This is a genomic window from Chitinophaga rupis, assembly GCF_900109685.1.
Lineage (GTDB): Bacteria > Bacteroidota > Bacteroidia > Chitinophagales > Chitinophagaceae > Chitinophaga > Chitinophaga rupis.
Genome location: NZ_FOBB01000004.1, coordinates 441,490 through 455,371 on the forward strand (window position 1 = coordinate 441,490; position 13,882 = coordinate 455,371).

10 protein-coding genes are annotated in these 13,882 nt (G+C 49.2%); all 10 read right to left on the reverse strand.

Features of this window, described 5'->3' with window-relative positions:
* Positions 1-9: 9 nt before the first annotated feature.
* On the reverse strand, positions 10-660 hold the full coding sequence (locus tag BMZ54_RS18635) for a class I SAM-dependent methyltransferase (protein WP_238386616.1): 651 nt from the start codon (positions 658-660) through the stop codon (positions 10-12).
* Complete coding sequence (locus BMZ54_RS18640; RefSeq protein WP_089915253.1) at positions 660-1,352, reverse strand: FkbM family methyltransferase; 693 nt, start codon at positions 1,350-1,352, stop codon at positions 660-662. Before BMZ54_RS18640 ends, BMZ54_RS18635 begins: the two co-directional genes overlap by 1 nt.
* Entirely contained in the window at positions 1,345-2,697 is a 1,353-nt protein-coding gene (locus BMZ54_RS18645) for a flippase (RefSeq protein WP_162277602.1), read from the reverse strand. Before BMZ54_RS18645 ends, BMZ54_RS18640 begins: the two co-directional genes overlap by 8 nt.
* The gene (locus BMZ54_RS18650) at positions 2,690-5,050 is read right to left on the reverse strand and encodes a GumC family protein (protein WP_089915260.1); all 2,361 of its coding nucleotides are present in this window, start codon (positions 5,048-5,050) and stop codon (positions 2,690-2,692) included. The genes BMZ54_RS18645 and BMZ54_RS18650 overlap by 8 nt, the downstream gene beginning before the upstream one ends.
* 9 nt (positions 5,051-5,059) lie before the next feature.
* Positions 5,060-5,824: a polysaccharide biosynthesis/export family protein gene (locus tag BMZ54_RS18655; RefSeq protein WP_089915263.1), complete on the reverse strand. Its 765-nt coding sequence runs from the start codon at positions 5,822-5,824 to the stop codon at positions 5,060-5,062.
* 32 nt (positions 5,825-5,856) lie between these two features.
* Complete coding sequence (locus tag BMZ54_RS18660) at positions 5,857-7,098, reverse strand: acyltransferase family protein (RefSeq protein WP_089915266.1); 1,242 nt, start codon at positions 7,096-7,098, stop codon at positions 5,857-5,859.
* A 203-nt stretch (positions 7,099-7,301) separates the two neighbouring features.
* Positions 7,302-7,796, reverse strand: coding sequence for a VOC family protein (locus BMZ54_RS18665; RefSeq protein WP_089915268.1), 495 nt, complete (start codon positions 7,794-7,796; stop codon positions 7,302-7,304).
* A gap of 162 nt (positions 7,797-7,958) precedes the next feature.
* Positions 7,959-10,454, reverse strand: a complete 2,496-nt coding sequence (locus BMZ54_RS18670) for a glutaminase family protein (RefSeq protein WP_238386617.1) — start codon at positions 10,452-10,454, stop codon at positions 7,959-7,961.
* Between the two features lie 45 nt (positions 10,455-10,499).
* Positions 10,500-12,224: an arylsulfatase gene (locus tag BMZ54_RS18675; protein WP_089915792.1), complete on the reverse strand. Its 1,725-nt coding sequence runs from the start codon at positions 12,222-12,224 to the stop codon at positions 10,500-10,502.
* 66 nt (positions 12,225-12,290) lie between these two features.
* Positions 12,291-13,874, reverse strand: a complete 1,584-nt coding sequence (locus tag BMZ54_RS18680) for a RagB/SusD family nutrient uptake outer membrane protein (protein WP_238386618.1) — start codon at positions 13,872-13,874, stop codon at positions 12,291-12,293.
* Between the last annotated feature and the right edge of the window lie 8 nt (positions 13,875-13,882).

Sequence of the window (13,882 nt, forward strand, 5' to 3'; positions counted from 1 at the left end):
TGCTTAACATTATTTGGTTGCCTCCAATGCAACAGCGTTTTGAAATCTTATTTCTTCTTCTACCCGATTAAACATTTCATCTGCCGCATCATTAAACGCGCACCTGCGCACCTGCCGGAAACCGGCCTGCTGCAGCTGGTGTGTAAGTGATACATGGTCCCACATGTACTGATGCTCTTTATTACCAAAGGCCGTTTGTATTAACTGGCGTATACCGCGCACACGTTGCTGCCTGCCCAGCAATGTTTCTTCCATAAACTTCACGTTAGCTTCCGGATCATTACTCCGCAGGTTATCAATATACTTCCAGGCGGCGCATTCCAGGTCCGGCAGCACACAGCGGAAAATGCCGCCGGGCTTAAGGATACGGTAGGTATTACGGATTGCGGTAATGCAGTCTTCATAAGACAGGTGCTCCAGCACATGACAGCAGTAAACGCCATCGCAGGAGTTTTCCGCAATGCCGGGCAGCCCTTTCAGGATATCGCCCAGCAGCGCATCGGGATGAAAGGCTACGTGCATTCTTTTCCTAAGAAGCTTTCCAATTACCGGCAGCTGCTGCAGCCGGAGCGTTGGGGAAGCGTCAAAATTCTTCCAGCCGGCTGGTGCAGTATAAGGGCCACTGCCATATTGTACATATAACCGGTTGCCATTCATCATCACGGTTGCATATTTTTAAAGAAGTAAGTGTAATAGGTTTTAGCAAAAATGCGGTAGCCTACCTGCTCCATAAACCGGCACAATTCACTATCGTCAATACGTGAAAGCTCAAAAGGCTGCGACTCTACCAGCACGTAACGCGGGCGGTATTTTTTCCAGTTATTGGATTGCAGCACCTCCATATCCAGTCCTTCCGCATCAATGGTCAGGAAGTCGATGGTTGTGCTGCCGTTCAGATAGCGGTCCAGGATATCGGCCAGGGGCCAGGTTTCTATCTGCTGCTGCCCTATTACGTGGTACTGCGGATCCTGCGTGTATTCCCTCACCTTTTCACCGGAAAATGTGCTCAGGGCCGGTTCATTGAAAATGGAATAGGTGAGCGACTGCCGTTGTGCAGACACGCCCATTTCCAGGTTAGTATCCAGCGGGCGGTATTTATCAAACAAGGCCCTGGAACCGGGCATGGGATCGATATTAATACCCCGCCACTTCATTTTGTAGAACAGGTAGGTATTGGAGAAACGGAAGGGATGGTGCGCGCCTACATCCACATACACGCCTGCTGCCTGCTGGTGAAAGATCCTTTTCAGGATAAGATCCTCCCCTTCGGAGCTAAAAGCCCTTACGCCATAACGCAGCTGCGGAAATAACTTTCCGGCCGTATTGCTCAGTATGTTTTTGAGGTTAGTCATTTGTTGCTATATTTTCAGAGTATGCCGGTAAGCGCCTGCCTGTAAAAATTTTCAGCCTGTTATATGCCTGCCGCAGATCATTACGGACCAGCGACGGCGCCATTACTTTTCCTAAAAGCAGCCATCCCTGCCCGCTTTTGTCCAGCACCACCATGGTAGCGTATACCGACGTATAGGCGGCTACGGTAGCTACGGCCGCTCCTATACCGCCAAAGGAGGGAATGAGCAGCAGGTTAAGCCCTACATTTACCACCAAGCCGCTGATATTGCTGTACAGGTATATTTTATACTTCCCTTCAATGATCAGGTACTGCACAAAGGCTACGCTGAGGAACACCGGTATGCCGGCCCAGGTATGGATCATGAGGATGGGGGATGCAGACAGATATTTAGCACCATACAACAGCGGAATAATGATGTGTGCAGACAAGGTGACCAATATGGCAATGGCCAGGGATGACCAGAAAGATAAACGCAGCCATTTTTGCAGCACCTTCAGGTAAGCCTCCCTGCTTAACTGCTTTTGCCGCATGAGCGCGGGCAGCATGGCGGTAGCAAATACGGTGGGAATGGCATACCATAATTCGGAAATGCGCGCTGCTACCACATAAGCCCCCAGCTGGGCAGCGCTGCCCAGCATATCCAGCAGCAACAGATCAACCTTTACGAACAGCATTACCAGGAGGCTGGAAAATACCAGGGGCCAGCTTTGTGTAAGTAAACGGCCTGCCCGGTAAGGCTGTATATTCAGCGGAGAAAGCGGTGCCTGGTGATAGCTGTATACAATGATCACTACAAGGAAGGTTGCCAGCGATTCCAGCAGCGTTACCCATAATAAGGTGATAAGCGTACCGCTGAAAACAACAACCAGCATCTTTACCACGCAAAAAAACAGGAACACACTCACTTTGGGAATGATCACCTTCTTCACATCGTTCTTTACCTGGTAGAAATAATCCAGCACATCGGAAGACTGTAATACTATGGTAGCTGCTGCAAACAGGGTACAATACAGGTACAGCCCCTGCTGCGGGCGGGTAAGGATCACAATACCGGTGCTGATGGCCATGCAAATCAATGCAGCTGCCACCCGCATGCTAATAGCCGTAGCTACCGTTGCCGGCTGCTCCTGCTCATGCTCCACCAGCTCCTTTACCGCAATTTTATCCATGCCCAGCAATGCCATGCTGCCTACAATAGTGGTAAGGGCAATGGCATAGTTCCATATGCCAAACTGCTCCGGCCCCAAATGACGGGCTATAACCGCCATTACCAGGATGCCGGGAAACAGCTTGCTGACCTTATCGATCATTAACCAGGCGCTATTTTCAAATACTTTATGCAATTCTTTTGGCTGTTTTTTTGATGAATGAACCCCAGGTATTTCTTTCCCGCTTTGTTTCCTCATACCGGTATTGGTAGTAATAGTAGTACGGGTAAAAAGTATCCTGCTCTATGCCGTTGAACACGATGCCCGTTTTCCGGAAGAACTCTTCGGGTAAACCTTCTTCTACTGCTACCAGCTTGGATTTAAGGGTATAGTTATACCGCACTACAAACAGCGAGCAGTCAATATGCGACAGGATGCTTTTTGCATCTGATACAATGCCGATGGGTGAGGTATCAATAATTACATAATCAAACTTCTCTTTTAAGGAGGCCAGCAAATTGCTCATTCGCTGCCCTTCCATCAGCTCAATAGGGTTGGGTGGAATGGGGCCGGATGATACAATGAACAGGCGCGGCACGCCGGGCACGCTGCGGATAATTTCATCCTCCGTTTCAGTACCCAGTATATAATTGGTGATGCCGGTGTTATGGTCCATGCCCAGGAACTTGGACAGCTTGGGCTTACGCAGGTCCAGCTCTACCAGCACAACGGTTTTATTGTTCACCGTTAAGGTGCTGGCCAGATGGGCCGACAAAAAAGTTTTACCCTCACCGGATATGCTGGAAGTGAGTAAAATGGTAGCGGTGCCCGTATGTTCCGTAAGCAGGAATTTGATATTGGTGCGCAGGTTCAGCACCTGCTCCCGCAGGATGGAGCGGTTGGTTAACGTGAGGTTCCTGACGCCTTCCTCATGCCGGAAAATTTCTGCTACTACCGGCATGTTAAACACCTGCTCTATTTCCTTTTTACTGAGCACACGCGGGTTCAGGAAATACTTGATGTAAATGTATGCGCTGGCAAGCACCAGCGCAGCGGCTATAAATCCTATAAACACCAGGGGCTTGCGTGGCGCCACCGGCTTATCAGGCACATAGGCCGGTGAAATAGTTTTATTATCTGTTACGTTGCTGGCGCTGGCAACAGCAGCTTCCTCCTTTTTCTTGAGCAGGTGCAGGTACAGGTTTTCCTTTACGCTTTGCTGCCTTTTTATATTAATGTACTCCCTCGCGTAGGCCGGTATGCTGGCAATGCGGCCCTGCAGCTGGTTTACCTTGGTTTGTGTTTGCTGCTGCACTACGCCTGCGGTGCGGCGGTAACCGGCAATATATTCGCTGATGGTTTTACGTGCATCGCTGATCTGCGCATCCACATTCTGCAGGATCACGCTGGTGGGCTGCAGCGTTAAGGATAGCCTTTTGTGTTCCTTCAGCATTTCTTCGTAACGGCTGATGAGGGCTGTGAGTGTTTGATCCACATTACCTACCGGCGCGAAAGGATAATCGCCGGAGGGGTTGCTAACATAATTCTCCACCTGGTCAAATACGGAGAGCTGCAGGTTAGCTTCATTTAATTTCAGATCTGCTTCCTTTACCTGTTCCAGCGCCAGCTTGGCGCCTTCATCAATATCTGTGATGCCCCTTTGTACCTTAAACTGCTCTTCCTGCTTTTCCAGCAGGCCCAGCTCCTCTTTGAGTGAGTCTATGCGTCCATTGAGGAAGTCAATGGTTTTATAGGATACCCGGTTCTTATCGTCCAGCGTATAATCGTTATAGTTATCCAGCAGCGCATTCAGGAAATCAGCTGTTCTTTCCGGTACCGGGTCTTTATAAGTTACCAGCACAATGGTAGCATCCCTGTTCACCAATGCGGTGCTGATATCTTCCGCTATATCGTAAGCCAGCTCTATCACAGAATCTACGCGTATGCGGTAGGTGCCTGTGAGGTCTGCTGCAGTTGCTGCGGGTCCGTAGCTAATGGCAAACCGGTCTTTGAGCACCCTAAAAGGCTCTCCGGGAAGCACCTTCAGCTGTACACTCGAATCACGGTCAGGCATATTGACCTTTATTTTCAGCTGCCCGTTCTCAGGTGTTACATCAAATTTATAGTAGCCCACCTTTGCGCTGTCACTCAGTACCCGGATGATGAGGGGCGTATTATGATACAGCTCCTCATTCCGTACCGTACCTTTTGCATAATAGCGGATATTAAAATGGTTCTTGCTGATGGTTTTTTCCAGCAGGATGGGTGATTTAAGCACCTCCATCTCATTTTCAATATTCTTACCACTGTTAAAAAGCGATAATGACTTCAGGATATCCGCTTCTTCCCCGCCTGTTTTCTTCTCATCTTTCAGGTACAGCTTAGCGGCCGACATATACAGCGGCTTCTTGTATTTCAGGTACAGGAAAGCGCCGCCTACTGCCACCAGCAGCACTATCAGGTAGAGCGGCCAGTGGAAAACTATTTTCCGGAACAGATCGTTCAGGTCAATAACGGCGGGCTTGTTATGTGTGTTCTTTTCATTCATAAGGTGGCATCATTTACTGAGAATAACAATAGTGGTGATCAATGAAATGGTGGAGAGGATAGCCGGCAAAAGCTGCAGGAGCCTGGACGTGGGAAACAGCTTGCCGGGGCCGGGCTTTACATAGATCACATCATTATTAACCAGGTAGTAATAAGGTGAGGAAAGCATTTTGCTATCATTCAGATTAATGGAGGTATAATTTTTTACACCATTCACTTCCCGTATGATCATAATGTCGTCTCTTTTGGCGGTCACATTCAGGTCGCCTGCCATACTCAGCGCATCCAGCACAGAGGCCCGCTCAGCGCCTATCCTGAAGGAACCGGGGCGGGCCACATCGCCCAGCACCGATACCTGGAAATTAACCAGCCGGGTAGATACATAGGCGTTCTTAATTGTTTTTTCCAGCTCCCGCGCTACCTGGTCATTAATTTCGGCAGTAGTTTTACCCTGCACATTCAGCTTACCGGCCATGGGTAAGCTGATATTGCCGGCGCTATCTACCAGGTATCCCTGTTCCATGCCATTGCCGGAAATGCCGGGCGTGCTTACCTGGTTAGGGTTCAGCAGCATGGATACCTCTTTATCATACGTTGCAATGGTGATCTGTAAAACATCGCCGGGTTGTATGCGCATTTGCGGCAGGCGGCTTGCAGCATCGGTTCCGGTGGCAGCTGCAATGTCATTAAAATAGGTAAGCTTCCTGTTTGTACTACAGGCGGACAATATTACAATACATAATATAGCCAGTGCCATGTTCAATTGTAATCTCATAGATTAATCTATCAATGCTGTTAAAGTTGGTATTATTGGCTTATGATCGCTGGTTCTGCTATGCTAATGGGTTGTTTTGCCTTTCTGAAAAGCCGGCTCCTCAGTTTTTCCTGAACAGGATATTCAAAACCATAGTGTGCGGCAACGCTTAAGGGCAACAGTATGGTAAAAAATAACAGTATGGTGTATGGAGAGTGGTAGACGGTTCGGCTGATACCATAGTAATCCGTGATGAGCACAAAAGTTATTTGCAGGGGAAAATGCAGTAAGTACATGGCGTAGCTGCTACTGCCCAGCCATGCCCATCTTTTCCCGGACCCCTTGCTGCCGGCGCCCCACAAGACCAGGGTTAATATAATGAGGGGAGCTATGATGCTTCGGAAAAAAACCCGGCCTGCAATAACAGGTGCAGAAAGGTAGAATGCTTCATCACGGCCGGGGGCTACCTGTTGCAACAAGCGTATTACTATTTGCGAAAGGGGAGAAAAATTACCGGTCACCAGCAATCCCGTAAATAATAATATAGTAACGGCAGCTATCCACGGCAGCTGCTGCCGGATCCTGTTCTCTTCCACAATCCACTTATAGGCATAATACACCAGCGCCCCCTCGAAGAAAGAAAAAATACCTTTGCCCAGCAGATCATAAAAGCAATAGACCAGCAAACCGGCCGGCATCAGCAATGCCAGTACACCCAGCCTGCGCTGCAAATGCAAACGGCAGGTAGTAAAAAAGATGATATAGAGGAATACCTCTACTGATGCGGACCAGGAAGGACCGTTAAAAGAAGGACCTTTTTCCAGGCCCCAGTTTTGCATAAATAAAAGGTTCAGGAAGAAATGGTATACATCATTATACTGGATAATGAAGTAATGGCCTGCGTTACGCAGCATGAGGAACTGCAGCAGGGCTACCAGGAGCAAACTAACAAAATGAATTGGATAGAGGCGGGTAATGCGGAACCACATGAACTTGCCAAAGCTTATCTTACCGCTGCTAACCTTTTCCGCATACAGCCAGAAGAATATAAACCCTGATAGCAGGAAGAAAAGATCCACCACCACCATTGAATGGTCATAAATAAGAGACAGCCATTGGTACCCGGGTAAAGCTGCAGGATCATATCCGTTCTTTGTATATACATCATTCGTATAATAAAAGAATTGCCAATGAGCAAATATTACTATAAAGGCTGAAACAGCTCTGATAATGTCTAATGTGTAAAGATATACAGGCTGCGTTTTCACGGGGTGCAGGCTTAGCGTTTTCATCATATTGGATCTGCGAAACCGTTATTTAGGGCGTTCGTTCAACAGCAGCCAATTTAGATATAATAACAAAGTGATAACAAAACTGCATCAGGAATGAATAAAATGGATAAGATGATTTAAAATAAATAAAAAGACAGGGTGCATCCTTATACGGACACACCCTGCATTACCTGTGTTATAGATGATACTTATTTGCGATAAATGAACTACCTGGCAGCGGCTTCTTCCAGCGCTTTAATGTCCAGCTTTTTCATTTTCATTACTGCGGCCATTACCTTATCTGCCTTAGGGCCTCCCATCAGATCGGCCAGCGCCCGCGGCACTATCTGCCAGGATAAACCAAACTGGTCTTTAAGCCAGCCGCAGATCTGTGCTTTTTCATCACCACCGGCTGAAAGCTTTTCCCAGTAATAATCCAATTCCTCCTGGTCATCACAATACACCACAAAGGAAACGGCTTCGTTGAACGTAAAGACCGGACCTGCATTCAATGCTAAAAAGGGCTGCCCGTCCAGCTCAAACTCCATGGTCAGTACCGTACCTTCCGGCAGGCTATGCTCATCATCCGATTTGCCGTAATGCGTAACACGGCCGGTTTTGGAGTTCTTAAAAACGCCGGTGTAAAATTGAACGGCTTTTTCTGCGTTCCCACCGAACCATAAGCAGGGTCCGATCTTTTGTGCTACTATTTTGTTTGCCATAAAATGAAATTTTTGTTGTTGCTTTTATTACTTCAAAGGTAGGTGGCTGGGTGTTATGCCAGCGTGTGTGAAAGCGACATATTAAAGGGGGAAAAGCGTCATCCTAAAAAAATAAGGGCCGCTCTGTGCAGAGCAGCCCTTTATCATGATTTTATAATATACTTACTTAACTAACCTCATTTTATCGCGCAGCGTTTTCATATAATAACCGCCCACTACGCTACGGGCCTGGAAGCCTACCATTTTACCATCCTTGGTCTCATGCCAGTCAGATAAGGGCACGCGGGAAGGTGTTTCCTTTGCGTATTTGTATACGGGCGCCAGCAGGGCATCAAAATCGCTCTTGTTATCGGCCATGGCAGCGGTCCACAGGATCCAGTCGGATTTAGTGTAGGTTTTACGGCTATCCAGCGGCAGGCCATATTCATTCTGGTGCGACAGGTAATATTTTATTTCCGTGTCGTACACCTTTTGCGGGAACAGGTTTAAGTGCAGCACTTTATCCCATACCATATTATACTTCTGGCTCCAGGTATTTTTATCATCAAACACCAGGGCGTAATGGTCGCCTGCATCATCTTTAGCTACCCATTTCTGCGCCATATCAGCAGCCATTGCTTTATACTTAATGGCGGCCTTACCAATAGCAGTAACGGGCTTGCCCAGCTGCTCCGCCATCTGCGCATAAGCGCCAATAGCTACAATGGCTTTTACAGACAGGTTGGCGTTGTGCGCCAGGTGGCCTGCAAAATCATCCGTGCAAAGCTGGTTACCGGGATCAAAACCGGCCTGCGCCAGGTAGTCTGTCCAGATGGTGAGCGTTTTCCAATGCTTTTTAGCATAGGCCGGGTTGTTCTCTGCTTTTACAATAGCAGCGGTGAGTATGATCATGTTACCGCATTCTTCCACCGGCATATCCTCCCCGTAGGTTTGGCCATTGGCCAGCGGATAAGTGCCTAAGTCATGCGCAGCAAAAGGCTTTTGCCATTTACCGCTTTCACTGTAATAGAAGATGCCATTCAGCATACCTTTTAACAGCTGGGGATTATAGGCCAGGTATAAAGGTGCGGAAGGGTATGTTACATCCACCGTATTAATAGAGCCGTTGCTGAAGTTCTCTTTGGAAAGCCACAACAGGTCGCCCTCCGGGCTTTTTACCAGCTGGTGGGCGGCTATGCTCTGGCGGTAAGCCATTACGCACAGCTTAGCATAATCTTCACCACCTGACCTAACGCCATCTGCATAGATCTGCTGATCTGTTTTGCTGCATACGGCCATCACCGGCTCATAGTTGTTGGCGGCATTTTCCAGGATGCCTTCTATGGTTGCACCGGCCGTGTTACGCCACCAGGGCCGCAGGTTGGTACCAAAGTATTGAATGGAATAAATATCATCATACCCTATCATCAGGTATTTAGACTGCGGTGTGCTGCTTACGCTGCCAAGGGGAATAATGCTGTTCAGCATCAGCGACTTACCGGTAACGCCGGTATCGCCTTTTTGCCCCTGCATAAAAGCGCTGATGGCGTTTGCTTCTGTGGTAATATACTGCTGTATGCCGGTGGGCGCCGGCGCGGCTGCATATACATAGCCCCAGTCTATACGCAGGTTATCCCCTTTCTTTTGCAGCACCGGCTGCTCTGTAGTACCGGCCCGCAGCACCTGCTGGCCGTTCTTCAGGTACGCGGATGCATGTACTTCCTGTGTGGGCTGGTTCACTGCCACGTTGGATGATACCCCCTGGTAAACGATTACGTTGTGGGGCTTTCCATCAGCAGATGTAGCTTTATACGTAATGTAGGATACCGGTGTAGCCAGCAGCGCCAGGTCAGTAAGCACCAGCGGGGAGGTAAAGGTCACTTCCAGGTTCACCGCACCGCAGGTAAAGCTGTACATGGTTTGTGTAGCCGTTACCTTTAGGTTGGTTTGCGATGCTATTTTTAAACCGGCTTCGCTGTTATTCACCAGCTGTTCTGTTATACCGGCATCTATCCAGGTGCCGCCGCCGGTATTGTTACAATGCACGGCCAGCACATTCTCCCCTGCTACCAGCTTTGAGCGGATGTCATCTGACAGCGGTATCAATTCATAATCGCCATTAGCGCCGCCCTGTTCTGTGATCTTTTGCCCGTTCAGGTACACTTCTGCACCATCGTCATGAAACAGGCGCAAAGCCAGCTTGCCGGTGGGTATGGTTGCCAGCTTAAATTTGCGGCGCATCCAGATGTCTTTGCCGGTCCATTTGGTGCCTGCTTTAGCGCGGTCGTCGCCAAAGGGTGCTGCGCCGGTCTTCCAGGCATTATCATTAAACTTTGCCTTTTCCCAGCCTGCTGCCGGCGCGGTTTCCATCAGGTACTTACAGCTGTAGGCCTGCTCATCGCCGGCCGGTAATACCGCTTTATATTCAGGGGTGGTTTGCCCCATAAAACGGTAATAATCTCCATCTACTTTCAGGATGCCCAGTAAAGCCTGTTCCTTACCGGTCCAGTGCCGGGTAGCGGATGATGTGAGCGTATCTGTGTTGGACCAGATACTGAAATACGGGTTGTGCGTGATTAACGGATAGGCAGGCATTTTTTCCTGCGCGTAAAGATTGGTTCCAATTGCCATTACGGATAGCATACCATGGGTACAGATCCTTTTAAACAGTCCATTCATGAGCGTGAAGTTATTTGCGCTTTTTATGTAAACAATGTGGTTCGTCTACTTTTGTTTTTTACCGGGCTTCGGAAATACCTTATGTGTGCTGGCCCACTGTTGCCACAGGGTTTGCAGCTCGCGTACCTTAGCGGGGTACTGCGCTGCCAGATCCATGGTTTCTGTTCTGTCAGTGGCCAGGTTATACAAATGCCAGGTACTGTCGTTGCTTAAAGATACCAGCTTCCACGTGCCCTGCCTTGCATAGCGGGCGCCAAAATGTTCGTTGAACAACGCTTCGTGACCGGGTGTTTGCAGGTTGCTGAAAGAGGGCACCAGGCTAATACCAATAGTAGGCTGCACCGGGCGTCCGTTATACACTTCAGGGTATTCCGCACCTGCTAAATCGATAAAGGTACGCATGAAATCCATAACATGTCCTACGTGGCCGTTAAAACTTCCTTTTTTAGCGGTAATGCCTTTGGGCCAGAAAGCGATCATGGGGGTGTGGATACCGCCTTCATAAGATTCTGCCTTCCAGTACTGGTAGGGTGTATTGGCTACATTGGCCCAGCGCTGCCCAATGGAGGAGTAAGTGGTTTCCGGGCCGGGCATGGCTTGTTTTTTAGTGGCATATACAATTTCGCGCCCATCGCGGGTTTCATTGGGCCGGTCAAATCCGGGGCCGTAGGCGGCACAATTCTCCGGGCTGGCGCCATTGTCCGACAGGAATAAGATCAATGTATTATCCAGCTGCCCGTTCTTTTTCAGGGCGTTAATAATGCGGCCAATGCCCTGGTCCATCCGGTCTATCATAGCGGCATGCACGGCCATGGCAGCAGCATCCCATACGGTATCCGGGTTGTTCTTCCATTCCAGGTCTGCTTTCCAGCGGGCGGGAAGTTTGGTTTTTGCCGGGTCTATAAGGCCGATTTCCACCATTCTTTTATACCGCGCTTCGCGGATGGCCTGCCAGCCGGCCTTATAGGTGTTCTTATATTTGGCAATATCTTCCGGCAGCGCATGCAAAGGCCAGTGCGGCGCATTTTCCGCTACGTATAAAAAGAAGGGTTTGTCTGACCCCGCGTAACCGTTAATGTAAGCTACGGCCGTATCATTAATTGCATCTGTATGGTAATAATTCGCCGGCACCTCTTTTATAGGTTCCGTACCATTTACCAGGCTAAAGGGATCAAAAAAATCCACCACCCCCCAGATAGTGCCGAAGAATTTTTCAAAACCCCTGCTTGTGGGGTACTGACTGATGGGCGAAAACTCATTATACACTTTGTGGTGATTGAGCCAGTTCAGCTGCTCCTGCGGAGTGGCCTGTCCGTTAGTGTTGGACACATGCCACTTGCCCGACATAGCGGTGTGATACCCGGCGGATTTTAGTACTTCCGCCAGGGTTACTGCGCTATCTGTCAGGTGGCCCAGGTAGCCCGGCTCGTCCTCCGCATCCGTCATTTTACCAATGCCGGCCTGCTGGTTGTATAAGCCGGTAAGCAGGGAAGCCCTGGTGGGGCAGCAACGGGAGGTATTATAAAACTGCGTATAACGGAGACCGTTATGCGCCAGGAAGTCTATATTAGGCGTATGAATTTCCCCGCCATAACAGCCCAGGTCTGAAAAACCCATATCATCGGCCAGGATCACTATAATGTTGGGCCGTTTGGCCTTTGCCGGCGGGTTTTCCGGGCTCTTATCCTTTTTAAACGCGCTGAGTGTCAGCAGCGATGTTGTGCTCAGCAATGCCAATCCAATTCCGATATAAACGGCTCTCTTTTTCATCTGCATAATTGTTGTGTTTAAAGCTATGGTCCGCGGATAGTGATCTGCGGACCACTTATAAAATGCTTACCAGTTAGGATTTTGCACCAGGTTCTTATTTAAGATGATCTCCTGCTGTGGAATAGGCCACAGGTAATCACGCTGGGGGTTGAACGAACGGATAAAGCTGCTGTTCACCACCGTTGTTAACACCCCGCCTTTTACATACGTGATGCCTTTGATAGGGCCGGGATAAATAGTTTCGGCTGTTTTCCAGCGGCGGATGTCAAAGGTGTGCAGGCCTTCAAACTCCAGCTCCACTGTACGCTCATGCCGCACGGCTGCACGTAGCTGTGCCTGTGACTGGCCGGCTGCTATAGGCGGCATATTTACATCCGGGCGGGCACGCACCTGGTTAATCGCATCATACACGCTTTGGTCCAGCTGGTTCAGCTCAATCTTTGCTTCAGCATAGGTAAGCAGCACTTCGGGGTAGCGGATAATAATAATGTTGATGCCGGAGTTGCCGGGGGCCGACAGATCCTCCGGGTTAATGTATTTACGTACATTATAACCCGTGGTGGTGGCATACAGGTTACCACCGCCAATAGCATCTGCCGTACCGCTGCCGGGTATAGGATTGTATACCTTGCCATTCACCAGCGTATCGCCCGGCGTATAAATGCTGTAATGCAGTCGGGGATCACGGTTGTCGTATGGGTGGTACGGATCAAAACCGCTGGCAGGGTCTGTAATGGCTTTACCGTTGGCCATTTCAAATTCATCGGCCCCCTGTTTGGTAGGCACTACCTGTGCCACGGACGAGGCCAGGGAAGCGGCGGCCATGGAGCTGAAAATGTTATTGGAATAAATGTCCTTTACAAACTGCTTATCCATGATCACTTCACTGTTATTCTCTGCGGCATAGGTAAACAATTGTTTGTAGGCCGGGTACAGGGAATATACATTCAGGTCCATTACGGCTTTGGCTGCAGCGGCAGCTTCGGTATAACGGCCGGCATACAGCATGGCCCTTGCTTTAAGCGCCAGTGCAGCGCCTTTGGTAATGCGGCCCTTATCTGTTTGCGTATTGGGTAGCAGGGTGGCTGCAGTATCCAGCTCCTTACCAATATAGTCGTAAATAGTGGCTACGTCTGTACGCGTTAGCTGGGTGCCTTCATCAATAGTAATGTTGCTGGTTACCAGGGGCACAGCGCCAAACCAGCCTGCCAGCTTTAAATAAAAGTAGGCGCGCAGCGCTCTGACCTCGCCCCGGCGGCTATTCACCAGCGTGGCATTGGTAACGGTTATACGGTCTACATTCGCCATAAAATTATTTACGGCATTAATGCCTTTGTAGCAAGTGGTGTACTGTGCGGCAAACTCCCCGTTCTGCGCATCGGCCACACCCTGGTCTATGGGTGCAAAAGCAGCGCCGGTAGTATTAAAGTGCCCAATGTCCGACAGGCCATCCCAGAAAACCAGGTTCACACCATCCATATACGTGTATACAGCATTAGCTGCATTGGTGGCATCTACATCTGTTTTCCAGTAAATGCCGGTTGAGATCCTGTCTGTTGGTACGGTTACCAGCAGGTCTTTACGGCAGGCGGCCAGGCTTATAATACCTGTTATAAGAAAAGCCGCTTTGTATATATGTTTAGTATTCACTGCATCCA

What these genes read in the sequence shown, in the direction of transcription:
- BMZ54_RS18635 (WP_238386616.1), bottom strand. Translation starts at nt 660, where the DNA reads ATGATGAATGGCAACCGGTTATATGTACAATATGGCAGTGGCCCTTAT.
- BMZ54_RS18640 (WP_089915253.1), bottom strand. Translation starts at nt 1,352, where the DNA reads ATGACTAACCTCAAAAACATACTGAGCAATACGGCCGGAAAGTTATTT.
- BMZ54_RS18650 (WP_089915260.1), bottom strand. Translation starts at nt 5,050, where the DNA reads ATGAATGAAAAGAACACACATAACAAGCCCGCCGTTATTGACCTGAAC.
- BMZ54_RS18655 (WP_089915263.1), bottom strand. Translation starts at nt 5,824, where the DNA reads ATGAGATTACAATTGAACATGGCACTGGCTATATTATGTATTGTAATA.
- BMZ54_RS18660 (WP_089915266.1), bottom strand. Translation starts at nt 7,098, where the DNA reads ATGATGAAAACGCTAAGCCTGCACCCCGTGAAAACGCAGCCTGTATAT.
- BMZ54_RS18665 (WP_089915268.1), bottom strand. Translation starts at nt 7,796, where the DNA reads ATGGCAAACAAAATAGTAGCACAAAAGATCGGACCCTGCTTATGGTTC.
- BMZ54_RS18670 (WP_238386617.1), bottom strand. Translation starts at nt 10,454, where the DNA reads ATGAATGGACTGTTTAAAAGGATCTGTACCCATGGTATGCTATCCGTA.
- BMZ54_RS18675 (WP_089915792.1), bottom strand. Translation starts at nt 12,224, where the DNA reads ATGAAAAAGAGAGCCGTTTATATCGGAATTGGATTGGCATTGCTGAGC.